The sequence below is a fragment of the Yinghuangia aomiensis genome, from assembly GCF_039542225.1.
GTDB classification, from domain to species: domain Bacteria; phylum Actinomycetota; class Actinomycetes; order Streptomycetales; family Streptomycetaceae; genus Yinghuangia; species Yinghuangia aomiensis.
In genome coordinates, this window is the sequence record NZ_BAABHS010000017.1 from 170,479 (window position 1) to 195,888 (window position 25,410).

Here is a 25,410-nt window from a genome sequence, read left to right on the forward strand (position 1 = left end):
AAAACGCATGTTCAGCGACAACTCCTACTCCAGCAATCCGTTCGACGAGCAGATCTACCGGATGCTGCACGCGAACCTTGCGGACGTCCCGGAACTCCTGGGCGCCGTCCTGCTGTCCGACGACGGCCTGGCCAAGTCCTCGTTCGGCTTCGACCGCGAGACGGTCGAGCACCTGGCCGCCGCCGGCACCGGCTACGCCAGCCTGGGACGCGGCCTCGCGAACGGCATCCAGGGCGGACCGCTGCTGCACAGCGTGATCAAGATGGCCGACCGCACCATGATCATCACCAACTGCGGCGAAGGCAGCACCATCGTCGTGGTGACCGGCGCCAAGGCCGACATGGGCGCCGTGATGTACGAAGTGCTCCGCGTCGCCCGCGCCGTCGGCGACTTCATGGGCACCGCGCCCCGGTCGAACGCGGCGGCCACATGACGGGGCGGCACACCGGCGACGGCATACCCGCCCGGCGCACCCGCCCGTTCGCCCTGGCCGGGACCCCCGCCCGGTCCGACGCGGTGCGCATCACCATGAACTCCCTGGTGACCGCCGCCGTGCCCGCCGAGGCGACGAACACCCTGCCCGACGAATGGCGCGCGGTCCTCGCGGTGTGCCATTCGGCCCCCGCGCAGACCGTGATCGTCACCGAACTCGCGGCCCGGCTGCACGTGTTCGTCACGCCGCTCAGCGCCATGCTGGGCGAGCTGCTCGCCCGTGGGCTGATCACGCACCAGCCCGCGGAGAGCGCGGACCACGCCTCCAACATCCACCTCCTCCACCGAGTCAGGGACGGCCTTGCCCGCAAACTATGACGCCGCGACGGCGTCCGGCGTACCGCAGATCAAGATCCTGGTCGCCGGGGGCTTCGGGGTCGGAAAGACCACCTACGTGGGCACCGTGAGCGAGATCCGCCCGCTGCGCACGGAGGAACGCCTCACGGCGGCCGGCGTCGGCGTGGACGATCTGCACGGCGTCGAGAACAAGACGGCCACCACCGTGGCCATGGACTTCGGCCGGATCACCCTGCCGGACGCCACCGTGTACCTCTTCGGCACGCCCGGCCAGGACCGCTTCTGGTTCATGTGGGACGACCTCCTGCGCGGCGCGTACGGGGCGATCGTCCTCGTCGACACGCGCCGGCTGGACCGCAGTTTCGCCGCCGTGGACTTCTTCGAGAAGCGCGGCACGCCGTTCGTCATCGGCGCGAACTGCTTCGACGGGAAGCAGGCGTACACCCCCGACGCGATCCGCGACGCCCTCGACCTCGTCGACCCCACGACCCCCGTCCTCATGCTCGACGCCCGGCAGAGGGCTTCGGCCCGCGACGTGATGCTCGCCCTCATGGACCGGGTCATCGCCCGGGCCGAATCCGCCGCCCGGGTCTGATCCTCCGTGCTTCCGTCCACCCTCCATTGCTTGTTTCGGCTCTCCGAAAGGAAGTACGACCGCCATGCCTCCCCTTGACGCCTCTTCCGCGATATCCACGCCCGTCGACCTCTTCGACGATGCCGTCGTCGCCGACCCGTATCCGACGTATGCCGAACTCCGGGCACTCGGACCGGTCGTCTACCTCGAGCGCGCGCAGACCTGGGCGCTGCCGCAGTACGCGTCCGTCAAGGCCGCGCTGAGCGACCCCGACACGTTCTCCAGCGTCAACGGCCTGCACCTCAACCCCGAGGGCAACCAGTGGGTGACGGCGAACTCCGTCCTCGCCACCGACGGCCTGGAGCACGCCCGCCTCAAGCGCGTCCTGTCCAAGGAACTCGCGCCGCGCGCCATCAAGGACCTCGGGGACGACCTGCGGGCGCGCGCCGACGCGCTGGTCGCCGGGCTCGCCGAGCGCGAGTCGTTCGACGCCGTGCGCGACCTGGCCGCGCCGTACGTCACCGACGTGATCTTCGAGCTGATGGGCCTGCCGGACGTCGACCCCGGCGACCTGATGAAGCAGATCGAGTCGGTCTTCGACACCTTCGGCGCCCCGAACCCGCGGGTGTACGCGGGGCTTCCGGCCGCGCAGGCGATGTTCGAGTTCCTGCAGACCGTGGCCACGCGCGAGAACGTCCGCCCGGGCAGCTGGCTCGCCGCCGCCCACGCGGCCGCCGACCGCGGCGAGATCGCCGAGCACGAGTGCGTGATGACCATGGCGGCCTACCTGACGGCGGGCATGGACACCACCATCCACTCCATCGCGACGGCCGTGCACCACCTGACCGCCGACCCCGAGCAGTGGAAGCTGGTGCGCAACGGCGACGCGTCGTACGAGGCGCTCTTCGGCGAGACGCTCCGCTACGACGCCCCGATCCAGGGCTTCGGCCGCCGCGTCACCGCCGACACGAAGATCGGCGACGTCACCGTCCCGGCGGGCGACCAGGTCTGGCTGATGTTCGGCTCCTCGGGCCGCGACACCGACAAGTGGGGCCCGGACGCGGACCGCTTCGACGTGCGCCGCCCGGGCACCGACCAACACCTCGCCCTGGGCTTCGGCGCCCACCTGTGCGCCGGAAACCACCTGGCGCTCATGGAGTTCGACGCGATCTTCACCGCACTCGGCAAGCACTGCCCCAACCTGGCCGCCGACCCGGACACGGCCCCCGAGCGCGTGCTGAACAACGTGCTCCGGGTCTGGGACCGGGTGACGGTCCGGCCGCAGGGCTGACCGGGAAGCCTCGGCCGCGATCCGGCTTCGCACGACCCGAACGACCTGAACGACCCGAACGGCCCGAACGACCCGAACGACCTGAACGGGCCTGAACGGCCCTGTGCGGCACCACCGGTCTGCGGTGGTGCCGCACAGCCGTTTTCGGGCGGCTCCCCTACGGCTCCCCCGTCACCGCCCGGTGGCCGTCACCGGGAGCCGGAGCCAGCCCGCGAACGCGTTCGAGCGGAGGCGCTGGGGCTCGCCGGTGCGTTCGAAGCGGGTTACCCGGCGGAGGATCTCGTTCAGCATGAGGCGGACGTCGAGGCGGGCGAGTTGGGCGCCGACGCAGAAGTGCGGACCGCCGCCGCCGAAGCCGATGTGGTCGTTGGGGGTGCGCCAGGGGTCGAAGGTGTGGGGGTCGGCGAAGTGGCGTTCGTCGCGGTTGGCGGAGGAGAAGGACATGACGACCTTGTCGCCGGCCTTGATCGTCCGGCCGCCGAGTTCGTGGTCCTCGGTGGCGGTGCGGCGGAAGTTCATCGCGGGGCTTCCCCAGCGCACGAGTTCCTCGACGAGGCTGGGCGGGCACTCCCCCGCGGCGGTGAGCCGGTCGTACAGGTCCGGCCGGTCGGCGAAGAGGCCGATCGCCTCGGCCACGGTGTGGCTGGTGGTTTCGACGCCGCCGATGACCACGACGAGGATGAACGAGGCGATCTCGTCGTCCGACAACTGGTCGAAGGTGCCGTCCTCGCGCTCGATCCGGGCGTCGAGCAGCTCGGCGAGGATCCCGTCGCCTCCGTCGCGACGGGCCCGGGCGATGAGTTCGTGCCCGTACTCGAGTGCCTTGCGCTGTACTTCGAAGCGCGAGGACAGCCCCGGGTTGTGCGCCGGCTCCTGGTTGTTGGTGACCTGTTCGACCCACGGCAGGACCATGTCCCAGTCGGCCTCCGGCACGCCGAACATCCGGGCGACCATCCGGAACGGCAGGTGCCGGCTGATGTCGTGGACGAAGTCGACCTCGTCCGCCGCGAGCAGGTCGTCGACCAGGTCGGCGCAGATGGCCTCGATCTGTCCGGTGAGCTGCTGGAGCCTGCGGGGCGTGAACGCGCCGCGGACGAGTTTGCGGGTGCGGGTGTGCTGCTTGGGGTCCTGGTTGACGAACACCAGGCGCCGCACCCGCAGTTCCTCTTCGCTGACCGGGTCTTCCAAGGACGACGCACGCAGCCAGTTCGAGTAGCGCCGCCAGTCGCGGTTGACCTCGACCACGTCGTCGAAGCGGGCGATCAGCCAGTAGCCGGTGCCGTCCTTCTCGTCGTGCCAGGCCACCGGGTCGTGCGCGCGCAGCCAGGTGAAGTAGTCGTGCGGGACGCCGGAGACGAACACGTCCGGGTCCATCAAGTCGATGCGTTCCATGGTCGGTTCCTGTCGGGCCGGGGACGGGGGCAGCTCAGCTGTCGTGGCCGAAGGCGACCGCGTCGGGGCGGTCGTCGTCGGACCAGCGGTTCCAGTGCACGTGGCGCTCCAGGTCGGCGCGCGGGCCGGGGCGGAAGTCCGTGCCGAGGGTGTAGGCGACCGGGAACAGGCCGGCCTGGCTGGTGCGCTCGTACGGGATGCCGAGCAGGTCGGCCATCTCCTTCTCGCGGTGCAGGTGCAGCGTCGTCCACGCGCTGCCCAGGCCGCGGGTGCGCAGCGCGAGCATGAAGTTCCAGACGCCGGGCAGCACCGACCCCCACGCGCTGGCCTGGTCGAACATGGCGCGCCGCTCGACGCGGCCGGTGAACGTGGGGACCACCAGGACCGGGACCTCGTGGAGGTGGTCGACGAGGTGGGTGACGGAGCGGGAGATGCGGTCCTGCGCGGGGCTGCTGGGATAGATGGACCGCTTGCCCGCCTCCCGCGCCCGCCGCGACGCGGCGAACTGGTCGGCCAGCGACGCCTGGTAGATCGCGGCCATGCCGGCGCGGACCGCCGGATCGTCGACGACGACCCAGCGGTAGCTCTGCACGTTCGACCCGTTCGGCGCCTGGAACGCGATGCGCAGGCACTCTTCGACGACGTCCCGGGGCACCGGGCGCGCGAGGTCGAGCCGGCGGCGGACGGTGCGCGTGGTGGTCAGCACCTCCTCGGCGGTCAGGTCCAGGATGGGCGATGCTTCGGTCACGGCGGGCCTCCGTTCCGCCGGACCCGGGGCACGCTCCGCCCGGACCGGCGCCTGTCATAGCTAAGATGCTTTTTATAGCTATGATTTATCACCGAGTCGAGACCTGGACAGGAAAGAGCCTCGACCGGCGGCCTGCTCGGCACCGACCCCTCGCGCACGTTCCCCGTCGCGCCTGGGGACGGCTCACGCTATAGCGGAACGGTTATACACAGTCCGCCAAAGAGCATTAGACGGTCATACCCCCGACTCGGCATCCTCGTGGCAGCGGCGAACCCGCGGCGGGCCACGAGGGGGAACGGGCATGGCACACACATCCGGCATCCGGGCCGGGCAGGTCGCGCACTACGTCGACGGGGCGTTCCTGTCCGGAAGCCGGAGATCGCGTTCCTCGTCGGGGAGCCGCTGTCCGGCCGGATCACCCCCGCCGAGGCGGCGCGGGCGGCGGCCGGGATCGCGGTCGCGTACGAGGTGATCGACTCGCGGTACGCCGACTTCCGCTTCACCCTCCCGGATGTCGTCGCGGACAACGCCTCCGCCTGCGCGTTCGGCGTCGGCCCGTGGCACGCGCCGGACAGCGTGGCGGACGGCAACCTCGGCCTGGTCATGGAAGTGGACGGCCGCCCGGTCGCCGCCGGGTCGTCCGAGGAAGGCCGCCTGCCGGTCGACGTGCCGATCCGGGAAGGGGACGTGTTCCTGCTGCCGCCGCACGTGCGGCACCCGCCGCAGCGCCCGGAGCCGGGGAGCATCGGGCTGGTCGTGGAGTTCGCCCGCTCCGCGGGCCTGCTCGACGCGTTCGAGTGGTACTGCGTCGCCTGCCACCGGCTGGTGCACCGGGCGGAGATCCGACCGCGGTCGATCGTGACGGATCTGCCGCCGGTGTTCGAGGCGTTCTACGGCGGCGACCGGACGTGCGGGCACTGCGGAGCCGAGCATCCCGGACGCACCTGGCCGGAGGAGATGCGGCCTTCGACGGGGCGCACGGTCTGACCCGCTCCGCCCCGTCCCCCCTCGCATGCCGCAACCGCACAACCCGGAGGTTCCGTGACCATCATCGACGTCCACACGCACGTCTTCCCGCGCCTGTCCCGCACCGAGTCGCGCATCCTCGCGGGCGCGGGCGAGCCGTGGCTGCGCGTGCACGGGGACGGCACGGGGATGATGATGAGCGGCGAGGACGAGTACCGCCCGGTCGTCGCGCCGCTGTGGGATCCGCACCGGCGGCTGGCGGACATGGCCGCGGCCGGCGTCGACGTCCAGGTCGTGTCCCCGACGCCGCTGATGTTCGGCTACGACGCCGATCCGGCGCGGGCCGCCGAGTGGTGCGATCTCGTCAACGACCGCATTCTCGCCTTCTGCGCGGCGGACCGGGCGCGGCTGCTGCCGCTCGCCCAAGTCCCTTTGCAAGACCTCGCGTCGGCGTGCGCGGCGGCTTCGGCCGCCAAGGCCGCCGGACACCGCGGCGTGCACATCGGCAACCACGTGGGCGAGCGCTACCTGGCCGACGAGGCGATCGTCGCGTTCCTGACGCACTGCGCGCACGAGGACATCCCCGTGCTCGTGCATCCGTGGGACATGCTGGCTCCGGAGCGCATGCCCCGGCACATGCTGGCGTGGTTGGTGGGGATGCCCGCGGAAACACAGCTGAGCATCCTCGGCATGGCGCTGGGCGGGGCGTTCGAGAAGCTGCCGACGAGCCTGCGCCTGTGCTTCTGCCACGGCGGGGGGAGCTTCGCGTACCTGCTCGGGCGGGCGGACAACGCCTGGCACCACCGCGACCTGGTGCGGGCGGACTCACCCAAGCCGCCGTCGGCGTACGTCGACCGATTCTCCGTCGACTCCGCGGTGTTCGACCCGCGCGCCTTGCGCCTGCTCGTCGATGTCATGGGTGCCGAACGAGTCATGCTCGGCACGGATTTCCCGTTCCCGCTGGGCGAGCAGGAGCCCGGGCGGGTCGTGCGCGAATGCGCCGGGCTGAGCGCCGCGGAGCGGGACATGATCCTCGGCGGCAACGCGCTCCGGTTCTTCGGCGCGGGGGCGGAGGCCGGTTCCGGCCCCGGCCCGGAACGACGGGCCGGGGCCGGCCGGTGATCAGAGGTTGTTCGGCTCCCAGACGGGCAGCCAGACGTCGTTCGGGGCGCCGCCGGAGACGCAGTCGTACTGGATCAGGTTCCGGCCCGAGCCGACGCCGCCCTGCACGTTGAGGCACTTGCCGCTGGACTTGACGACGACCTGGTAGCCGGTGCCGACCGGGACGAACTTCCACAGCTCGTTGTCGGAGCTGCCGCAGGTGTACTGGATCACCTGCGTGCCGTTGGCGTTTCCGCCGCCCTGCACGTTGAGGCACTTGCCGCTGTTGACCGCCTTGAGGCGGTAGTAGCCGCCGAGCGCGGAGTCCAGCTCCCAGCGCTCGTTGGTCGTGCCGGACCACGGGTACTGGATGACCGGCACACCGTCCTCGGTACCCGCGCCTCGGACGTTCGCGACCTGCTTGGCGTCGCTCGCCAGCCGCAGCGTGAACTGCTGGGCCACGATGGACCGCGCCTGCGACGCCGGGGCCGCAGCCGCCTCGTCCGCGGAGTCACTGGCGCCGGCCGAACCCGCCACCAGCCCGGTGGACATCGCGACCACCGCGGCGCCCACGGCCCATTGCTTGCGCATCTTCACGTTCTTTGCCTCCACGTAGGGTCGCCGCACAGCCGCGGCGATCACAGAACGTAATGGCGCGATCACCAAAAAGCCAGATGGTTGGCAGCGTGTCGGGTGCGTCACCCGAACCGCCCCCTACGCAGCCGGGCCGAGCAGTCGGGGCAGGCGCGAGCTGCCCGCGGCCCGGATCGCACGGCGGCCCCGCAGGTGCCGCACCTGCGGGGCCGTCGTCTGCGGCGCTATGCCCGTACCGCCACCGCTTCCACCTCGAACAGCACGTCCGGGGTCGCCAGGCTCGCCACGCCGAGGAGGGTCTGGACCGGTGGCTTGCCGCGCCACAGCTCGGCGACCGTGCCGGCGATCGGGCCCAGCTTGGTGACGTCGTGGTTGACTACGTAGGTCCGCAGCTGGACGACGTCGGCGAAGTCGAGGCCGTGCGCGGCGAGGGCGGTGCCGAGGTTGTGGAACGTCCGTTTCACCTGCTCGGCGAAGTCGGCGGAGACGACGGCGCCGTCCGGGTCCGAGGCGTACTGGCCTGCGATCAGGACCAGTTCGGCACCGGCCGGGACCGCGGCGGTGTGTGCGTAGCCGAACGGGGTCGGGTCGTGCAGGCCGTCCGGGTTGACGAGGGTGTGGGCCATGCGAGTCACCTTTCCTGGGTGGTGAACGGGAGTCGGGTGAAGCCTCGCAGCGAATACACGACATCGACTGTCATGTATTCCGGTAGCGTTTTCGGATGCGCGCCGATCGGCTGGTCTCGCTGGTCCTGCTGCTGCGGCGGCACGGCCGGCTGTCCGCGACCGCGCTGGCCCGCGAGCTGGAAGTGTCCACGCGGACGGTGCTGCGGGACATCGAGGCGCTGTCGGCGTCCGGCGTCCCCGTGTACGCCGAGCGCGGCCGGAACGGCGGCTTCACGCTGCTGCCCGGCTTCCGCACGGAACTCACCGGCCTGAACCACGACGAGGCACTCGCCCTGCTGGTCGCCGGATCACGCCGCGGCGCCCAGGCGTTCGGCCTCGGTACGGCGCTGGCCTCGGCCATGCGCAAAGTCCTCGACGCGCTTCCGGAGGACCAGCAAGCCACCGCGGCCGGAGCGGCGCGGCGGCTCCTCGTCGACCCGGAGACCGATCTGCTGGCCCGCAGCACGGTCGACGAGGAACTGCCGGACGCGGTCGTGGCCGAAGTCCGGCGCGCGGTCCTCGCCGGGCACAAGCTGCGCATCCGGTACGCGGCGGCGGACGGCGACCGGGCTCCGGCCTGGCGCACCGTCGACCCCCTAGGCCTGGTCACCGTCCGCGGCCAGGGCTACCTCCTGGCCGCACGGTCCGGTGCCGACCGCACCTACCGGCTGTCCCGGATCGCGGCCGCCGAGGAACTCGGCGAACCGGCGCAGCGGCCGGACCGGGTCGACCTCGACCGCGCGTGGCGGGACCGCAGTACGCGGTTCCGTACCGGCGGCGACCAAGTCACCGTGGTGCTGCGGCTCGACCCGGCCCGCCGGGACGAGCTGGCGGGAACCGCGCTGACCGTCGACGGCGCGGAGGCCGACGACGACGGCCGTCTGCGCCTCCACGCGACCTTCCAAGACGCCCGGCACGCCGAGTGGGCCCTCTGGCAACTCGCCGCCGGCGCCGAAGCGTTGTCCCCGGAATGGCTGCGGGAAGCGCTGCGTGAACGCGCCACCGCACTCGCCGCCCGCTACGCGAGCGGCACGGTCCAGGACCCGGCGCCGCCGCCCGGCACACCCGAGAACCCGGCTTGACCAATCGCTGACCCAATCCCCTTCCGCAGCCCGGGCCAGCTGCCAGCATGGCCGCATGTCGATCACGCAGCCGGTCCCGCCGGGGGAACCGGCCGACTCCCCCACCCGCGGCGCCGCGCCGCGCCGGTCTCCCGCCGGGGTGCGCGCACAGTTCTACGGCCAGCCCTTGATCGTGCTGGGCATCGTCGTCGGCTGTGTGCTGATCCTCGCGTGGGTGGTCGTCGCGGCGCTCGGCAATATCGGTTCGCCCGGGTCGGGTTCGAGCGGCCCCGGGGTCAGCCGGACCTCGTCCTCCAATGTGTGGATCGGGCGCCGCCGCCTGCGGCTCGAACTGCGCGGGACCGACGCCGAGTGGCGCGCGTGGGCCGCCGAGAAGTTGCGGGTCACCACCGCCAAGGCCGCCGCCGCCGACGCCAAGAAGCGGGCGAAGACCGCGTCGGGGGACGAGCCGCTGCCTCAGCCGAAGATCTCGCTGATGGCGTGCGACCGGCGCACGCTCACCGCCGACGACGTCGCCGCCCTCGCCCGTCCGCTGGGGTGGCATGTCACGAGCGAGGACGGCAACCGGGGAATCTGGCTGTCCCGCGACGCGGCCTGACGCCGGGGGTCGGACGCAGCAGGGACAGGGACAGGGACAGGGACAGGGCAACCAGACCACACGCAGGTCGGATCCGTTGGCTTCAAACCGACTTCACGTGAAAGCGATGCGGACTACCGCCACTTCGTGGAGACGTCCGATACCGAGGGCCGCATGGCGGCCATCGGAAAGGCCTTGGAAGGGCTGACGGGGATGGCGGAGTCGCGCATGAGCGGCGTTCCGACGTACACGGTCGTCCGGGAGGTCGGGCCGGGGCCGGAGGGTCCGGCGGCCTAGGCTTCTCTGACGACGGCGCCGCCACCGCGGGGCCACCGCCGGAAAACAGAGCCACATCGAGTCAGCCCGAGCCAGGGGGAATCGTGACGTCGGAAGCCGCCCCGGTGCATGCCGCCGGTGATCTGCTGGCCGGCGTGCTGCCGCCGGACGTGGTGGCCGTCGCATGCTTCGACGACCCGCCCGGGACGGTGCTGTTCCCCGAGGAGGAAGCCGCGATCGCCCGCGCCGTCGACAAGCGGCGGCGGGAGTTCACGACGGTACGCCGGTGCGCCCGGGAGGCGTTCGCCCTCCTGGGCGTGCCGGCGGCGCCGCTGCTGCCCGGCGAGCGCGGGGCCCCGGCCTGGCCGGACGGGCTGGTCGGCAGCATGACGCACTGCGCGGGGTATCGGGCCGCGGCGGTCGCACCGGCCGCCCGGATCCGCACGCTCGGCATCGACGCCGAGGAGGCGGCACCGCTGCCCGGCGGCGTCCTCGGCTCGGTCTCCTCCCCCGGCGAGCGCACCGCGCTCGCCGGGTTGGCCGCGGGCGTGCCGGGAGTCCCCTGGGACCGCCTGCTCTTCAGCGCCAAGGAAGCCGTCTACAAGGCCTGGTTCCCCCTCACCCGCCGCTGGCTCGGCTTCGAGGACGCCGAGGTGCGGTTCGACCCGGCCGCCGGGACCTTCCACGCCCGTTTGCTGCCCGACGACCGCCCCGCGGGCCTGGACGGGTTCACGGGGCGGTGGGCGGTCGCCGGCGGCATCGTCGTCACCGCGATCGCCGTGCGCGCCGACTGACGTTCCCCGCGGCACGGCACCAATGGCAACCTCGTAGAACCCGAGTGGCTCGTCGGCCGGATCCCGGAGATGGTCCCGCCGACGAGGCCACGTGCGCATGCACCGTGCGCCGCCCCGGCACTCCCCCCGCGTCGCCTGGGCACCGCGGCGTGCGATGCTACGGGCGCAAGGCGACGGCGGCCCGAGGAAACCGGTGCGAATCCGGTGCGGTCCCGCCACTGTGATCGGGGAGCGAATCCCGCGACGGCCACGGCCCCACCCAGGGGTTGGAAGGCCGGGACGAGCGTTGATCCGAGAGCCAGGAGACTCACGTCGTCGCCTCCCTCGACAACCCGGGGCGGATTTCCCCGAGAGAGGCCGGTGATTCGCCGTGTCTGTTGTGCCGCGCCCGAACGTCCCCCGTACGACGGGGGTTTCCCGATGAGCAGCGCAACACCCGCCACCGGTGGATGGCGTGGCGCGGTGGGGTCGCTGGACCGGGCCGAGTGGCTGCGGTTGGCCGCGATGGCGGGCGTCGTCGTCGGGCTTCACGTCGTCGGCTGGTTCGTGCTCGTGGTGCTCGTCGCCCCCGAGCATTACAGCGTCGGCACCAAGACGTTCGGCATCGGCATCGGCGTCACCGCGTACACGTTGGGCATGCGGCACGCGTTCGACGCCGACCACATCGCGGCGATCGACAACACCACCCGCAAACTGATGCACGACGGCAAGCGGCCGCTGTCGGTGGGGTTCTGGTTCTCGCTGGGGCACTCGTCGGTGGTGTTCGGCCTGGCGCTGCTGCTGTCGCTCGGCATCAAGGTGTTCGTCGGACCGCTGGCGGACGACTCCACCCTGCACGACGTCACCGGGGTCGTCGGCACCGGGATATCCGGCACCTTCCTGTACGTCATCGCGATCGTCAACATCGTGATCCTGGTGGGTATTTGGAAGGTCTTCCGGACGATGCGCGGCGGCAGTTACGACGAAGCCGCGCTCGAAGACCGGTTGAACAACCGGGGCTTCATGAACCGGCTGCTCGGCGGGGTGATGAAGTCGATCACCAAGCCGTGGCAGATGTTCCCGGTCGGCCTGCTCTTCGGCCTCGGCTTCGAGACCGCCACCGAGGTGTCGCTGCTGGTGCTGGCCGGCTCCGGCTCCGCGTCCGGGCTGCCGTGGTACGCGATCCTGTGCCTGCCGGTGCTGTTCGCCGCCGGGATGACGCTGTTGGACACGATCGACGGCACGTTCATGAACTTCGCCTACGGCTGGGCGTTCTCCAAGCCGGTGCGGAAGGTCTACTACAACCTCACCATCACGGCGCTGTCCGTCGCCGTCGCGCTGATCATCGGCAGCGTCGAGATCCTCGCCCTGCTCGCCGACCGCTTCGACCTGCACGGCCCGTTCTGGGACCGGGTGAGCGGGGTGGACCTCAACCTCGTCGGCTACGCGATCGTGGGGCTCTTCTTCGCCACCTGGGCGGTCGCGGTCGCGGTGTGGCGCTTCGGCCGGATCGAGGAGAAGTGGACGCAGGGGCTTCGCACCGCACCCGCGGCGGACGGGGGCGCGGCCGACCCGATCGGCGCCGTCGACCCGATCGGCACGGTCGATTCAAGCGAGGACCAAGGGACGGTCAAGCAATGTTAGGGGCCGAATCCTGACGTGATCTTGACGCCCGGACGGGGGTTCCCGACGCTCCTCCGTGTGTACGTTCGACGTCGCGCAGCCGCCGGTCGGCGGCGTGGGCTCCCGGACCCGCCGGACCCGCACGCTCGACAGGAGATCCGCCACCGCCATGTCCGCGCCCGCCATACCCAGCTGTGGACGGAAGGCAACCCGCTCGCCGACTTCCTGCGGTTCTTCCTCTTCGGACAAGGCGAAGTCGCCCCGGTGACCCGCGAAGTGCTCCGCGAGGCGGAGCCCGACCCGTCCCGCCGCCCGCACGTCCACGTCGGCTGACCGGGCCCCTGCCGCTCCGCGACGGTCTCAGCCCCCGGGAGCCCCGACCGGTCGCGTGGGCATGCGGCGGGTGAAGAACAGCGCCACGATCGACATGAAGGCCAGGACGGCCAAGGCCGCGCGCAGGCCGTCGAGGCGTGCCGAGGTGTTGGCGTCGAGGGCGGCGTCGGCGACTTCGGGGCTGACCCGGGCGGCGTCGAGGGCGTCGCGGAGCTGGGCGTCGCTGAGGAACGGGACGCCGCTCTCCAGTTGCACCGATGCCTGGCTCTTCACGTCGGCGGGGACCGCCGGGTTGTTCTCGACGCTGCTCAGGAACGAGCCGGTCATCGCCGCGATGAGGATCGAGCCGGCCAGCGCGGTGCCGATCGACGCGCCGAGGTTGGTCACCGCGTTCTGCACGCCGCCCACTTCGGCGCTCTGCTCGTCGGGGACCGCCGACACCGTCACCGCCCCGAGCTGCGAGGCCAGCGCGCCGATGCCGAGGCCGATGAGGAGCAGCGGGATCGTCACGACGCTCGCGTCCGCATCCGCGTCGAGCGCGGCCATGAGCACCACCGACCCGGCGAACAGCGCGAGGATGCCCACCTGGACGACGCGCCGCGGCGACGCGCCGGGCAGCAGCTTCGGGATGAGGATCGCGGCGGCCAGCAAGGTGACGGACAGCGGCAGGATGCGCGCACCCGTGCTCAGCGCGGACAGCCCGAGCGCCACCGACAGGTACAGCGGGACGACGAAGAACACGCCCATCTGCACCAGGTATTGGAAGAAGAACATGGTGAGGCCGCCGGTCAGACGCCGGTTGTGCAGCAGCGCCGGGTCGACGAGGGGCTCCCGGCCGCGCTTGGCGACGTACCGCTCCCATGCGAGGAACAGCCAGAGCAGCAGCAGCCCGGCCATCATCAGCCACACCGTGAGCGAGACGCCGAGCCAGGCCGGGGCGCCGCTCTTGGGGCGGAACCAGCCCCATTCGTCGGAGCGCAGGACGCCGTAGACGAAGACGCCGAGCCCGGCGGCGGACAGCAGCACGCCGGGGACGTCGAGGTGCGGCTTGCCCGGCGCGGGCGCGTCGGCCATCCGGCGGGCGGCCGCGAGGATCGCGATCGCCACGACCACCTCGGCGACGAAGACCCAGCGCCACGAGAAGTACGTCGTGGCGATCCCGCCGATCAGCGGGCCGAGCGCGACGGCGACCGCGCCCGCCGCGGCGACCAGGCCGTAGGCGGCGGGACGGCGCGCGGTCGGGAAGTTGCCCGCGACCAGCGACACGATCGCGGGCAGGATCAGCGACGCGCCGACGCCTTCCAGGAACGACCAGCCGAGCAGCAGCACCGGCAGGTTCGGGGCGAGCGCGGTGACCAGCGACCCGCAGCCGTAGATGGCGCACCCGATGCCGAACGCCCGGGTGCGGCCGATCAGCGCCCCGACTTTGCCGCCCGGGATCATCAGCATCGCCATGACCAGCGTGTACGCGGTGATCGCGCCCTGGATCCCGGTCACCGTGGTGTCCACGTCGTCGGCGACGGTCGCGATGGACACGTTCATGACGGAGCTGTCGAGCGTCATCAGGAACTGGGCGGCGGCCAGGGTGACCAGGACGCCGCGCGCGCCGCCCGGTTCCCGTGCCGGTCCGTGGTCCGGGTCAGCCGCCGGATTCGAAGCCATCCCCGGATCGTCGCAAATCGGGCGCCCGATTCCGCCGCAGACCCGCCGGGCGGAAGTATCCGACGCGTCGGACCGGCGAGCCGCCGTGCACCGAAGCCGCCTCCGCCGCACAGCCGAGGCGTTTACCGTGCGGTCATGTCCCCTGTCGCCGGGATGCCCTCGCCGCGCGCGTAGCGCAGGTACAGGGTGCCGTTCGGGGCGGCCACCGGCGGGGTGAGGAGGGTGAGGTTGGTGGGCACCGTGCCGCCGTCGAACACCTTCTTCCCGGTGCCCAGCATCAGCGGGTGCACCCACAGGTCGATCCGGTCGAACAGCTTTTCGTGCAGCAGTGTCTGCACCAGGTCCAGGCTGCCGACGACCTTGATGTGCTCGTGCCGGTCGCGGATCTCGCGCACCGCGGCGGGCAGGTCCGGGCCGAGCTGCGTGGAGCCGTCCCACGGGAGGTCGGGCTTGCCGCGGGAGGCGACGTACTTCGGGACCCGGTTGAAGAGCTTGCCGAACTCGTCGTCCTGATGAGGCCAGTACGCGGCGAAGATGTCGTACGTCCGCCGCCCGAGCAGCAGCGCGTCGGTGCCCTCGTAGGCGGCCAGCACCTGCGCCCCGAAAGTCTCCTCGATCAGCGGCGCCTGCCAGCCACCGAACGCGAACCCCTCGGGGTCCTCGTCGGGGCCGCCGGGCGCCTGGCCGACCAGGTCGAGGGTGGCGAACAATTCGAGGTGGATGAGACCCATGGCTTACTCCCCATGCATCGTGGTGTCGCGGTCATCGGGGTAGACCCCGGGACGGCGGCAAACTCATCGGCGCGCCGCCGGGGATTTCCGCCGGGATTTCGCGCCACCCGCGGCTTCGGGCACGCGCGGGACTCCGGGCGCCCGGGACCGCCGCCACGCCGCCCGCTCCCTCCGACCCTAGCCCGCGCGCGGACCGGTGTCGTATTGGTCGGCCTGCATGCGGTACGCCGTGGCGTACTGGCCGCCCTGGGCCAGGAGTTCGGTGTGGGTGCCCTCCTCGATCAGGCGGCCGTGGTCGAGGACGTAGATGCGGTCGGCGAGCCGGGTGCTGGCGAGCCGGTGGGTGATGAGGATGACGGTGTGGCCGCGGTCGGCCAGGGCGCGGATCTTGGTGAACGCGGCGATCTCCGCCTTGGCGTCCAAGGCCGAGGTGGGTTCGTCGGCGATGACGAGTTCGGCGTCGCGGAACACACCGCGGGCGAGCAGCATGCGCTGCCACTGGCCGCCGGAGAGGGCGACTCCGCCGACGTACGAGCGGTCGAGCAACGTGTCCCATTTCTTCGGGAGTTCGTCGACGACCTGGTCGGCTTCGGCGTAGCGGGCAGCGGCGGTCAGGCCGTCGGGGACCCCCACGGGCGCGCCGGGGCCGGCGGACTCGGCGGCGTCGCCGGATCGGGGCTCGGGCAGTACCGGACGGCGGCCGTCCGCCTCCGGGACCGCCCGCCCGATGCGGACGTTGGCCGCCGCGGTGAACGGCCACTCCACGAACGACTGGGATACCAGCGCCACCCGGTCGAACACCTGGTCGCGGTCGAGTTCCGTGTCGTCGACGCCGTCCCACAGGATGCGGCCGGCGTGCGGCCGGTACAGCCCCGCGACGATCTTGGCGAGGGTGGTCTTGCCGGAGCCGTTCTCCCCCACCAGCGCGACGATCTTGCCACGCGGGATGGTCAGCGAGACCGCGTCGACGGCGGGCGCGTCGCGATCGGGGTAGCTGTAGCTGACCTTCTCCAGCCGGATCTCGTCCGGGAACCGCTCGACGGCCATCCCGCCTACCGGGATCGCGTGTTCCTCGGCGATGGCGCACGCTCGGTCGTAATCGCCCAGGAACAGGCTCTGCTTGTAGGCGGCTTGGACCTGCTGGACGAGCTGCCCCAGCGCCCCCGTCCCGATCCGGATCGCCAGCACGGCGGTGCCGGAGGCGGCCAGGTCGGTGCGCCCCGTCCACACCAGCCAGCCCAGCACCGTGTACGTCAGCCCGGCCGCGAGCCCGGCCAGCGCCGCCGACGCCAGGTCGGTGACGGCTTCCGCCCGCACGAGCCGCGTCTCCTCGGCCTCGCTCGCGGCGGCCATCCGCCGGTAGTGGTGCAGCAGGTACTTGCCCGCACCGTGCACCCGGATCTCCGGGCCCGACCCGAGGTTCCCCAGGTGCCATTCCACTTCTTGCTGCTGCCGGTTGTGGTCGATCCAGCGTTGCACCGAGGCGTAGCGGCGGCGCGCGTCGCGCACCGCGCCCCACGCCTGCGGCAGCGTGATCAGCACCATGAGCGGCAGCAGGACCGGGTGCAGCACGGTCAGGACGGTGCCGGTGGCGGCCAGCGACACCAGCGCGGTGGCGATGCCGATCGCGTTGCCGATCATCCGCCGGGCCGCGTCGGTGCCCCAGCGCGCGGACTGCAGCAGCCGCTTGAAGTCCCCGTCCTCCAGGGTGGCTTGCTCGACGCGCGACACCTTCGTCATCAGCGCGACTTCCGCGGCCCGCTCCACCTTCGGCTCCAGCCGCCCGGCGGCCACCGCGGACGCGGCCCGGAGCAGCGCGGTCACGATGCCGGAGATCGCCACGGCCGTCAGCGCGGGCAGCGCGGCACGGACCCGGCCGGGGGTCGGTCCGGCGGCGAACAGCTGGATCAGGACCTGGTTGGTGGCGAGCAGGCTGAACGCGCCGGTCACCCCGCGGCCGATTTCGGCCGCGGCCACCATGGCCAGCGCGACGCGGTCCGCCCGCCACGCGAGGCGCGCGGACGCCGCGACGAGCTGCGGCAGCCGCCGGAACGTCGACGTGAGCGACAGTTCCACCGCCGCGCCCCGGTGGCTGAAGTACCCGTCGTCCCAGTCCAGCTTTCCGCCGAACAGCTCCTGTCCGGATTCGACCCCGGCGGCGATGGTCTCGGCGGCCTGGTCCCGCCGACCCCGCCGCGTCATCGCGCGTCCCGTACGTCGTGGCGCCTGCCGGTCACGTGAGTCCTCCCAAGTGCGCTGCAGGGAGCGGGATTTGCCCGCGAACAACAAGTCAGCCTGCGGCCTCGCGGCGGGAGCACGGCAGGGCGCACGGAGTCGGCCACCGGGCGCACGGCTCGAACGCGCACACGACCCGGTGGTGCCCGTGCGGCCCGCGGGGCTTCTGGGGCGTCCGGGGTCCGGAGGCTGTTATAGGCGTGGTCTTCTGGGTAGGCGGAAACCAATCGGCCCTTTTCGGGCCGGTGCTCAGTAGCGCTTCGCGCACCCTCGGCGACGAGACGGATTGCCCGCCATGAACCACGACGGCGATGTCATCCACGAACTGACGGCGGACCACCGCGACGTCGACCACACGATCGAAGAACTGGACGCCGCCCCGCCCCACGACCCCGTTCGCAAGCGCTTGGTCGACAGGCTGACGACCGAACTCGTCCGCTTGGCCGTCGCGGAGGAGCAGTGCGTCCTCCCGGCCGTCCGCGAGCGCGCCCCGGACGGCAAGGAACTCGTCGACCGGGAGATGCACGACCTCGGCGAGATCGAACGGATCCTGGCCGAACTGGAGACCCACGAGGCCTCGGACGCCGACTTCGACCGCCTCGTCGCCGAACTCGAGGCCGCCGTCGTGCGCCAGGAGCACGACGACGAAGACCGCCTGTTCGTCCGCCTCCACGAGGCGTTCTCGGCCGCGGACCTGGAGACGATGGGCGACGAGGTCCGCCGCGCCATGAAGTACGCGCGCACGCACCCGCACCTCCAGACCCGCGACACCCCGCCGGAGTACGACCTCCTCTCCGGCGCCAGCATCCAGTTCGTGGACACGATCCGCGCGCTGTTCCACCGGCGGCGGCGCCCGGCGACGTAGCAGCGCGGCGGCGTGGCGGCCTGGCTGATGCCTCAGGCCGGGACCATCGGTGCGGCCGTCGGCGCCGGATCGCGCACCGGCCAGATCACCGTGGCCGTCGCCGCGGCGGCCAGCGCCACGCCGCCCAACACCCCGGCCGTCGCCGGGACTCCGGCCGCCGCGGCGAGCCACCCGGCCAGCGGGTAAGTGAGCAGCCAGCAGCCGTGCGACAGCGAGAACTGCGCGGCGAAGGCCGCCGGAAGGTCCGCGTCCCCCGCCGACCGGCGGATCAGCCGGCCGCCCGGCGTCAGGACCGCCGAACTCGCCGCCCCGATCGCGGCCCACGCGCCGAGCAGCCCCCACCAGTCGCCGGTGCCCGCCGATCCGGCCGTCACCGCGGCAACCGCCGCCAGCACCACGGGAAATGCGTACGCCGCGCCGAGCATGACCGCCCGGTCGCCCCACCGCGCCAACACCCGCGGCAGCAGCGACGCCACCGCGATCGATCCGGCGCCGTAGGCGCCCAGCGCCACGGACACGGCGCCCGTCGACCGCCCGAAGTGGTCGCGGACGACACCGACGGTGTCCACGAAGACGATCGCTCCGGCCGCGGCCACCGCCAGGTCCAAGGCCAGCAGCGCGCGCAGTTGTGGAGTCGCCCGGAAGAGGCGTACGCCGGAGGCGGCCTTCGCGTACCCGCCGCCGCACCGCTCCCCCGCCGCCGGCTTCGGCAGGACCGACGAGACCACGAGGGCCGCGGAGGCCGCGAAGCCGACCACGGTCCCCGCGAACAGCCAGCCGTAGGACACGAAGGCCAGCAGCCCGGCGGCCAGGGCCGGGCTGAACAGGCTCTCCAGGTCGTACGCCATCCGGGACATCGACAGCGCCGCCGTGTAGTCCCGCTCGTCCGGCAGCACTTCCGGGATGGTCGCCTGGAACGTCGGCGTGAACGCCGCGGACGCGGCCTGGAGCAGGAAGATCAGCACGTACACCTGCCACACCTGCGTCACGAACGGCAGCGCGAGTGCGACCGCGGCGCGGGTGAGGTCCATGGCGGCCATCAGCGCCCGGCGCGGGATGCGGCCGGCGACCGCGCCGGCCAGCGGGGCGACCGCCACGTAGGCGACCATCTTGATCGCCAACGCCGTGCCGAGCACCGCGGACGCGTCGGCCCCGGCGAGGTCGTACGCGAGCAGGCTCAGGGCGACCGTCGCCAGCCCGGTGCCGACCAGCGCGACGACCTGCGCGGTGAACAGGCGGCGGTAGGTGCGGTTCCGGAGCACGGACAGCATGAGGCCGGGTCCTCCCGTCCTGGGGCGCAGGGATGACCTCTCCACTCTAGAACAACATGTGCGTACGTATGCACATGACATCGGGACCGCTGCCGCGCGAGGAGGCTGAAGCGGGGACGGCACAGGAGGGAGACGGCTCGGGAGAGGCGCGCCACTGGGGCACGGGCGGGCCCGCGGAGCCGAACGAGACCCGCGGCCGCGCGGGGGTGAGGCAGGGGCAGACCAGGCAAGTCGGCATGGGAGCGGAACGACCGGGTGGGGCGCCAATGCGGGCGGGCCGGAGCGGCAGGGTCCGACGGGGAAACGTGGTCGGGCAAAGGTGAGGCGGGGGCTGACCGGCAGCGACGCGGCAGGACTCAGTCGTGCGGCGGCAGCGACCGGATCTGGTGGTCGGCCGCGCTCAACGCCTCGTCCACCAAGCGGCGCAGATGCCCGTGCCGCAGCGCGTACACCACCCGGCGTCCGTCCTTCCGCGCGACGACCAGTCCGGACAGCCGCAGCTTGGCCAGGTGCTGGCTGACCGAGGGGCGCGGCGCGCCGCAGTCCTCGGTCAGGGTGGTGACGTCCGCCTCGCCCTCGCCGAGCCGCCGCATGATGGCCAGCCGCGTCCGGTCGGAGAGCAGTCCGAGCAGCGATGCCGCGGCGTCGAGCCGGTCGCCGTCGGGCTGCTCGTGCGAATCGTGCGCAGGTGCGGTCGGTCGGCCCGAAGTCATGCGCCCATGGTAGGGCCCGGCTCGGGCGGACCGGCCGGGCTTACCGGGCGGCACCCGCCCGCATCCCGTCGAAGACGATCGAGGTCGGCGCCTCGGCTATCCGGCGCTGCGTTGGCTGCCCACCGTGCCCGTGCCGGCGTGGCCGAGGAGGGCCGGGAACGTCCCCACCGCGTCCAACGCCATCGTCAGTTCCGCGACGATCTTCGGGTCGTGCAGCGGTCCGCGGAGGTACTCCTCGATGCGGTGCATGCGGTAGCGGACGGTGTTGGGGTGGCAGTAGAGCGCGGGGGCCGCGTCGGCGGCGGAGCCGTGGGCGTCGAGCCAGGCGCGGGCGGTGGCGAGGAGGGTGGTGCGGTCGTCCTCGGGGAGGGAGAGGAGGCCGCCGAGGATGCGGTTGACGGCGCGGCGGGTGGTTTCGAGGTTGGTCATCACCATTTCGGTGAGGGGCGTGTCGTCGAGTTGGCGGACGCCGGGGAGGCCTTCGGGGAGGGATTCGAGGCCGACCTGGGCGTAGCGCAGCGCGCGCGGGGTGTGTTCGAGCTGGTCGTACGCCGGGCTCACGCCGACGCGGCCCGTCGCCGAGGCTCGGACGGCGTCCAGGGCGCGGTCGGCGAGGCCGCGTTCGGGGCAGGTCAGCACGCCGACTTCGTGGCCGGGCTGCGCGCGCCAGGCCGAACCGATCTCGATCGCCCGGAGTTTGGCGTCCAGCCCGGGGAGCGGCGGTTCGCCGACGGCGAGGACTTCGGCCATGACGAGGACGAACGTGCCGCGGTACGGGAATCCCAGCAGGTGCGCGATCTCCCACGCGGTGTCGCTGCCCGGCGGCGGCCCGTCGACCAGCGCCGCGACGAGCGCCGAGCGGCGCCGGTCGGTCTCGAGCATGCGTTCGGCGAGGGTGTCGCGGTAGGCACTCGCCATGGCGGTGGAGTAGCTGTCGGCGATGTCCCAGATCCGGGACGCGGCGTCGAGCAGCGCCGCTTCCGCTCGCGTTCCGGAGTGCCGTGCCTCGGCGAGCAGTTGGTCCCAGAAGTTGGCGAAGCCGACGCGGTAGGCACGGAGCACGTCGTGCAGCGGGACGCCCTGGGCGGCCCGGAGCCGCCCGATCGCGACGGGCGCGGTCACGTCGAGGGGCTCCTCGGACACCAGGTGCGCGATGGTGAGCGAAACGTTGTGGCGCAGGCTGGCGTGGAGGTCGTCGAGCTTGACGTCGGCGTTCCGGTACAGGTCGATCTCGCGCACGATGACCTCGCCCATGACCGTGACGACGGTCTCCAGGCGGGCGGCGAGCGCCTGCGCGAGGCCGGTGACGATCGGATCCGGAACTGCGTTGCCCACGCCTGCGCCTCACTTGGTGTTCGACCGCGGCCGCGTCCCGCCATCGGTTCCGCCGCCTTCACAAGAGTGGACAAGTCTGGTCGACCGAGGACACGCGTGCGGTCGGTTTGCGGAACTCTCACTCCTTCGGCGGCACCGTTGTTCCGACGGACAGCGACTCCCGGGGCGACACTGTTGCGCCGTACATCGCCGTCCGCGCCGGTCAGCCCGGAGGATTTTCCCGTCGGGAACGATCCGTCGGGGAGGCGCGGTGAAGGACGTCGGCTGCAAACGCCCGCAGGGTGGCGGACACGGTGACCGGACCAGCCGGGGCCGCGGATCCGGGCGCCCGGGCGACACCACACGCAGCGGCCCGGGCCGGGACGGGTCGCAACGACCGGGGGGCCAGGGGCAGCAGGGACCGCCGAAGCATCCGCAGTGGGTGTGAGCCCCTAGCCGACGGCGCCGCCCTGGCAAATCCGTGGTCGGCCTGACGGGGCGTCACCTACGCTCCGACCCATGCGCTCCGTGTTCTTCTTCCCCGCAGGGGAGCGAGCCTCGACGGTCGCCGTCCTCGACCGGCACCTGCCCGCGCAGCGCCACCCGTGGTACCTGGAGGACGGCCTGTACATCGACATCGACGACGAACGGACCGGCTGCCTCTTCTCCGACTGGGATCCCGCGGAGGTTGCGCTGCTCGACGCGGCCGTCGGGCATCACCCCACGTGGGCGGTGCAGATCGGCATCTCCGGGCGGATCGACGGCACCGCCGAGATCCGGCACATGGCGGCGCTGCTGCTTGCGCACGGAGGCGTGGCCTTTGACGACTACACCGAGCACCCCTGGACGCTGCGGGAGATCGAATCCGGCGCAACGGTCGACGGCCTGCGCTTCTTCGACTTCCGGGGCTACCGCGAACGCACCCGAGGGTGCTGACGCCGGTTCGAAGACGGATCGTCGCGGCGGGCAGGCAGCCGAGCACCTCGTGTCACTAATTGAAAAATTCTTCAATTCGCTACATCATGGTATTCGCGGGTTCCGGAAGGGCCGCCCGATGGGCCATGAGGGGCGTCCGGCCTTGGAGCGCGCTGCCGACCGCGTTTGTCGGGCACGCGGCGGCGTTGCGCCGGCGTGTACGCCGGCGCGCCGTGATGTCGACTACTGGGGCGCGGCCCGAGCGTCCCGAGAAAGCGGGTGACAGCGTGAGCGCCGAAGACGACGGGACCACGGAGGACCTCGCCGAGGCGCTGCGGGCGCGTGTGCGGCAGGCGCGGGCCGACCTCGCGGACGCCGCCGCGCACCCGGAGGGCACCATCGTGCAGATTGCCATGGACGAGCTGGAGGACGCCCTCGCCGCCGCCCGCGCGCACGGCGTCGACGTTCCCCCGGCCACCGCCGCCCACGACGACGCGGCCGACGGGGAGCGGGGCTGAGCATGGGACCGGTCCCGCTCTATCAGGCGAAGGCGGAGTTCTTCCGGATGCTCGGGCATCCCGTCCGCATTCGCGTCCTGGAGCTGCTGCAGAACGGTCCGATGCCGGTCCGCGACCTGCTGGCCGCGATCGAGATCGAACCGTCCAGCCTGTCCCAACAGCTTGCCGTGCTGCGCCGGTCCGGCATCGTCACGTCGGCGCGCGACGGCTCCACGGTCGTCTACCAACTCGCCGGCGGCGACGTGGCCGACCTGATGCGGGCCGCGCGCCGCATCCTCACCGAAATGCTCGCCGGCCAGCACGAACTGCTCGAGGAACTCCGCGAGGCGGAGGCCTCCGCCCAGTGAGCACGCCGCCGCGCCGGGCCGGGTCCCGGCTGGGTGCCCTGCTGCCCGGACGTGCGGACGCCGCCGCCATGCGCCGGCAACCGCGCCGCGACCTCCTGGCCGACTTCACCGTCGCCATCGTCGCACTGCCGCTCGCCCTCGGCTTCGGGATCTCCTCCGGGCTGGGTGCCGAAGCCGGGCTCGCGACCGCTGTCGTCGCCGGGGTCATCGGCCTCCAACAGGTCCCCGCCGCGCTCGGCGTGCCGACGCCCGGGGGCGACAACACGGCGGTGGTGGCGTGGCGTGCGGTACGCACGTTCGCGGCCGAACCCCACGGCGCAGCGCTCGCGTTGGCCGTCGGGGTCGCGACGGTGATGCTGCTGGGCGCCCGGCGGCGTCCCACCATCCCGTTCTCCCTGGTCGCCGTCGCCGAGGAACAACCGTCATGAGTGATCAGCCCGCCAAGCCCACCACCGAAACCGCAGCCGCACCGCGGGCCAATCCGACGAGGGAGGCCGAAGCGGAGATGGAGACCCAGGCGGAGACGGTAACCGCGACCGAGACGGTGGCCGTGACCCGGGCAGTATCGGAGGCGGCCATGGCCGCGGCGGAGGCCATAACCAAGGAGGAAGCCGAGGCCATGGCCGAGGCCGCAGCATCGCGGGAGGCGGGAGCCGAAACCAACACCCGGCAGCAACAAGCCTCCCCCACGCCGCCTCGCCCACCCCGCCGCGGCGAATCCCAGCGCGACATCGAACGCGGCATCATCCGCTGGATGTTCGTGTTCTTCTTCGCCACTCACCTCATCGGCGGCGGTATCTGGCTGGCCATCTACCTGAGCGGCCACGGCGGCGGCTGACGCCGGCTCGCAGCAGAGGTCTTGCCGTCGTGCCGGACGGCGAACCGGCCGCGGGGCCGCGCGACCGTTCCCGTCACCACGCGGCGTGGCTCCCGGCCCGCCCTCCGCATCGGCCGCACGGCCGGCGTGCATCGCGGCGGTTCGCGGACGACGGACGACGGACGACGCCGAGGTGATCCGGCCCATCGGCGCCATCGCCACGGTCGGCCCCGGACACAGCCGGAATCCCGCCCACACCAGAGCCCGTGAAAGCCGGAAGCAGCGAGCCGCTCCCCCACGCGACCGGGGCAGCCCCAAGCCACAAGTCGCCCCCACCCACCCCCGCCGCGCCCCCGAGCCTCGACGGCCCGCGCACCAGCCACCTGCTACGGTCGCCCTCGACCGACGACCCGGGAGCCGTGGTGAACGAAGCAGCGCAGCCGAGGTTGCGGCGTCAGCCGCAGCAGGCGCGCAGCCGCGCCCGGGTCGAGGCGGTGCTGGCCGCCGCGGACCGGATCCTCGCGCGGGACGGCTTCGAGGCGCTGACGATGCGGCGGATCGCCGAGGAGGCGGCCGTCCCGGTCGGCAGCATCTACCAGTTCTACCCGGACAAGGGCGCCGTCGTGGACGCGCTCGGGCAGCAGTACCTCGCGAACTTCAAGGCCGCCATCGACGAGCTGGTCGCCCGCGCCACCACCGGGGACCTCCGCGATCCCGTCGACACCATCGTGGACGTCTACGCCGACCTGTTCCGCCGCCAGCCCGGCGGCGTCGCCCTGTGGTCCGGCCGCCGCCTCAGCCCCGAACTCGCGCGCGCCGACGACGCCACGAACGCGGTCGTCGCCGACGGCGTGCGCCGCATCGTCGAGCACCTGACCGGCATCGCGGACGACGAACGCGCGGCCCGGGCCTCCCGCATGGTCGTCTGGGTCGCCGACGCCGTCCTCCACCAGGTCTCCCGGCCGGACAGCCCGGCAAGCCCGGAAACCCTCGACGAGCTGAAGCGCATGCTGCGCCTCTACTGGGCCGACTTGAGCACCGAGCTGACGGGCGCGTAGAGCTCCCACGAGGCCCCGCAAAGGTCAGCAGAGCCCCGAACGGCCCTGCAATGCTCCTTGATGCCGTCGGCAACCCCCGACACTGCAAGGCCTGTTCCGCCGCGCCCGCGTGTTGCACGCCCTTCCGCAATCAATCCGTCGAGCAGCCCATCACCATGTGACCCACATCACATGGTGAAC

General features: G+C 72.2%; 28 protein-coding genes, 1 pseudogene and 1 riboswitch. Of the genes and pseudogenes, 19 read left to right on the top strand and 10 right to left on the bottom strand.

The genetic code is table 11. The features are described from left to right. Nucleotides 1-7: 7 nt before the first annotated feature. The 4 genes from ABEA93_RS23995 to ABEA93_RS24010 all read left to right on the top strand — a co-directional run bounded on the left by ABEA93_RS23995 (nt 8) and on the right by ABEA93_RS24010 (nt 2,654). Nucleotides 8-433: a roadblock/LC7 domain-containing protein gene (locus ABEA93_RS23995; RefSeq protein WP_345677787.1), complete on the top strand. Its 426-nt coding sequence runs from the start codon at nt 8-10 to the stop codon at nt 431-433. Beyond that, a complete protein-coding gene (locus ABEA93_RS24000; protein WP_345677788.1) occupies nt 430-810 on the top strand; it encodes a DUF742 domain-containing protein in 381 nt (126 codons plus the stop codon). Before ABEA93_RS23995 ends, ABEA93_RS24000 begins: the two co-directional genes overlap by 4 nt. Next, nucleotides 794-1,384: a GTP-binding protein gene (locus ABEA93_RS24005; protein ID WP_345677789.1), complete on the top strand. Its 591-nt coding sequence runs from the start codon at nt 794-796 to the stop codon at nt 1,382-1,384. The genes ABEA93_RS24000 and ABEA93_RS24005 overlap by 17 nt, the downstream gene beginning before the upstream one ends. A gap of 64 nt (nt 1,385-1,448) precedes the next feature. After that, nucleotides 1,449-2,654 (top strand): cytochrome P450, encoded by a 1,206-nt coding sequence (locus ABEA93_RS24010; protein WP_345677790.1) that lies wholly within the window; start codon nt 1,449-1,451, stop codon nt 2,652-2,654. A gap of 171 nt (nt 2,655-2,825) precedes the next feature. Here ABEA93_RS24010 and ABEA93_RS24015 read toward each other — a convergent pair whose 3' ends face one another. Then, nucleotides 2,826-4,046, bottom strand: a complete 1,221-nt coding sequence (locus ABEA93_RS24015; protein ID WP_345677791.1) for a cytochrome P450 — start codon at nt 4,044-4,046, stop codon at nt 2,826-2,828. 34 nt (nt 4,047-4,080) lie between these two features. Beyond that, nucleotides 4,081-4,794: a nitroreductase family protein gene (locus tag ABEA93_RS24020; protein WP_345677792.1), complete on the bottom strand. Its 714-nt coding sequence runs from the start codon at nt 4,792-4,794 to the stop codon at nt 4,081-4,083. A 258-nt stretch (nt 4,795-5,052) separates the two neighbouring features. Here ABEA93_RS24020 and ABEA93_RS24025 point away from each other — a divergent pair, with 258 nt between their 5' ends. Both ABEA93_RS24025 and ABEA93_RS24030 read left to right on the top strand, forming a co-directional pair. Then, the gene (locus ABEA93_RS24025) at nt 5,053-5,781 is read left to right on the top strand and encodes a hypothetical protein (protein WP_345677793.1); all 729 of its coding nucleotides are present in this window, start codon (nt 5,053-5,055) and stop codon (nt 5,779-5,781) included. A gap of 54 nt (nt 5,782-5,835) precedes the next feature. Further along, a complete protein-coding gene (locus ABEA93_RS24030) occupies nt 5,836-6,882 on the top strand; it encodes an amidohydrolase family protein (RefSeq protein WP_345677794.1) in 1,047 nt (348 codons plus the stop codon). Here the strand turns inward: ABEA93_RS24030 and ABEA93_RS24035 are convergent, their stop codons facing one another. Together ABEA93_RS24035 and ABEA93_RS24040 are read right to left on the bottom strand one after the other, a co-directional pair. Beyond that, on the bottom strand, nt 6,883-7,452 hold the full coding sequence (locus ABEA93_RS24035) for an RICIN domain-containing protein (RefSeq protein ID WP_345677795.1): 570 nt from the start codon (nt 7,450-7,452) through the stop codon (nt 6,883-6,885). It abuts the gene before it with no gap. A 227-nt stretch (nt 7,453-7,679) separates the two neighbouring features. Next, a complete protein-coding gene (locus tag ABEA93_RS24040) occupies nt 7,680-8,081 on the bottom strand; it encodes a RidA family protein (protein ID WP_345677796.1) in 402 nt (133 codons plus the stop codon). A 95-nt stretch (nt 8,082-8,176) separates the two neighbouring features. Here ABEA93_RS24040 and ABEA93_RS24045 point away from each other — a divergent pair, with 95 nt between their 5' ends. From ABEA93_RS24045 to ABEA93_RS24070, 6 genes are all read left to right on the top strand, one after another. After that, nucleotides 8,177-9,202: a helix-turn-helix transcriptional regulator gene (locus ABEA93_RS24045; protein WP_345677797.1), complete on the top strand. Its 1,026-nt coding sequence runs from the start codon at nt 8,177-8,179 to the stop codon at nt 9,200-9,202. A 55-nt stretch (nt 9,203-9,257) separates the two neighbouring features. After that, nucleotides 9,258-9,800, top strand: coding sequence for a hypothetical protein (locus tag ABEA93_RS24050; protein ID WP_345677798.1), 543 nt, complete (start codon nt 9,258-9,260; stop codon nt 9,798-9,800). 126 nt (nt 9,801-9,926) lie between these two features. Continuing rightward, a complete protein-coding gene (locus ABEA93_RS24055) occupies nt 9,927-10,076 on the top strand; it encodes a hypothetical protein (RefSeq protein WP_345677799.1) in 150 nt (49 codons plus the stop codon). Nucleotides 10,077-10,198: 122 nt separating this feature from the next. Then, nucleotides 10,199-10,849 carry a 4'-phosphopantetheinyl transferase family protein gene (locus tag ABEA93_RS24060; protein ID WP_425585066.1) on the top strand — a complete coding sequence of 217 codons (651 nt, stop codon included), beginning with the start codon at nt 10,199-10,201 and terminating at the stop codon, nt 10,847-10,849. 183 nt (nt 10,850-11,032) lie between these two features. Further along, nucleotides 11,033-11,158: riboswitch (cobalamin riboswitch) on the top strand. A gap of 111 nt (nt 11,159-11,269) precedes the next feature. Next, nucleotides 11,270-12,472, top strand: a complete 1,203-nt coding sequence (nicT, locus tag ABEA93_RS24065) for a Nickel transporter NicT (protein ID WP_345677800.1) — start codon at nt 11,270-11,272, stop codon at nt 12,470-12,472. Nucleotides 12,473-12,529: 57 nt separating this feature from the next. After that, nucleotides 12,530-12,784: a hypothetical protein gene (locus tag ABEA93_RS24070; protein WP_345677839.1), complete on the top strand. Its 255-nt coding sequence runs from the start codon at nt 12,530-12,532 to the stop codon at nt 12,782-12,784. A gap of 27 nt (nt 12,785-12,811) precedes the next feature. Here ABEA93_RS24070 and ABEA93_RS24075 read toward each other — a convergent pair whose 3' ends face one another. The 3 genes from ABEA93_RS24075 to ABEA93_RS24085 all read right to left on the bottom strand — a co-directional run bounded on the left by ABEA93_RS24075 (nt 12,812) and on the right by ABEA93_RS24085 (nt 17,379). Beyond that, entirely contained in the window at nt 12,812-14,446 is a 1,635-nt protein-coding gene (locus ABEA93_RS24075; RefSeq protein ID WP_345677801.1) for an MFS transporter, read from the bottom strand. A gap of 122 nt (nt 14,447-14,568) precedes the next feature. Next, a complete protein-coding gene (locus tag ABEA93_RS24080; protein WP_345677802.1) occupies nt 14,569-15,177 on the bottom strand; it encodes a dihydrofolate reductase family protein in 609 nt (202 codons plus the stop codon). Nucleotides 15,178-15,354: 177 nt separating this feature from the next. After that, nucleotides 15,355-17,379 (bottom strand): ABC transporter ATP-binding protein, encoded by a 2,025-nt coding sequence (locus ABEA93_RS24085; protein ID WP_345677803.1) that lies wholly within the window; start codon nt 17,377-17,379, stop codon nt 15,355-15,357. A 328-nt stretch (nt 17,380-17,707) separates the two neighbouring features. Between ABEA93_RS24085 and ABEA93_RS24090 the strand changes: the two genes are divergently transcribed. Continuing rightward, nucleotides 17,708-18,277 carry a hemerythrin domain-containing protein gene (locus ABEA93_RS24090; protein ID WP_345677804.1) on the top strand — a complete coding sequence of 190 codons (570 nt, stop codon included), beginning with the start codon at nt 17,708-17,710 and terminating at the stop codon, nt 18,275-18,277. Between the two features lie 32 nt (nt 18,278-18,309). Here the strand turns inward: ABEA93_RS24090 and ABEA93_RS24095 are convergent, their stop codons facing one another. The 3 genes from ABEA93_RS24095 to ABEA93_RS24105 form a co-directional block, all read right to left on the bottom strand. Next, nucleotides 18,310-19,548 (bottom strand): MFS transporter, encoded by a 1,239-nt coding sequence (locus ABEA93_RS24095; RefSeq protein ID WP_345677805.1) that lies wholly within the window; start codon nt 19,546-19,548, stop codon nt 18,310-18,312. A 356-nt stretch (nt 19,549-19,904) separates the two neighbouring features. Then, complete coding sequence (locus tag ABEA93_RS24100; RefSeq protein WP_345677806.1) at nt 19,905-20,261, bottom strand: ArsR/SmtB family transcription factor; 357 nt, start codon at nt 20,259-20,261, stop codon at nt 19,905-19,907. 96 nt (nt 20,262-20,357) lie between these two features. Beyond that, complete coding sequence (locus ABEA93_RS24105) at nt 20,358-21,596, bottom strand: PucR family transcriptional regulator (protein ID WP_345677807.1); 1,239 nt, start codon at nt 21,594-21,596, stop codon at nt 20,358-20,360. 498 nt (nt 21,597-22,094) lie between these two features. On the opposite strand from ABEA93_RS24105, the gene ABEA93_RS24110 reads away from it, so the two are divergent. The 6 genes and pseudogenes from ABEA93_RS24110 (at nt 22,095) to ABEA93_RS24135 (ending at nt 25,230) form a co-directional block, all read left to right on the top strand. Beyond that, on the top strand, nt 22,095-22,511 hold the full coding sequence (locus ABEA93_RS24110) for a hypothetical protein (RefSeq protein WP_345677808.1): 417 nt from the start codon (nt 22,095-22,097) through the stop codon (nt 22,509-22,511). Nucleotides 22,512-22,777: 266 nt separating this feature from the next. After that, nucleotides 22,778-23,008: a hypothetical protein gene (locus tag ABEA93_RS24115; RefSeq protein WP_345677809.1), complete on the top strand. Its 231-nt coding sequence runs from the start codon at nt 22,778-22,780 to the stop codon at nt 23,006-23,008. Between the two features lie 2 nt (nt 23,009-23,010). Then, nucleotides 23,011-23,355 (top strand): ArsR/SmtB family transcription factor, encoded by a 345-nt coding sequence (locus tag ABEA93_RS24120; RefSeq protein ID WP_345677810.1) that lies wholly within the window; start codon nt 23,011-23,013, stop codon nt 23,353-23,355. Next, nucleotides 23,352-23,762: pseudogene (locus tag ABEA93_RS24125) on the top strand (hypothetical protein); the annotation flags it as partial. The gene ABEA93_RS24120 and the pseudogene ABEA93_RS24125, both read left to right, overlap by 4 nt. Before the next feature lie 17 nt (nt 23,763-23,779). Then, on the top strand, nt 23,780-24,193 hold the full coding sequence (locus tag ABEA93_RS24130) for a hypothetical protein (protein WP_345677811.1): 414 nt from the start codon (nt 23,780-23,782) through the stop codon (nt 24,191-24,193). A gap of 401 nt (nt 24,194-24,594) precedes the next feature. Further along, the gene (locus tag ABEA93_RS24135; protein WP_345677812.1) at nt 24,595-25,230 is read left to right on the top strand and encodes a TetR/AcrR family transcriptional regulator; all 636 of its coding nucleotides are present in this window, start codon (nt 24,595-24,597) and stop codon (nt 25,228-25,230) included. The last annotated feature ends 180 nt before the right edge of the window (nt 25,231-25,410 follow it).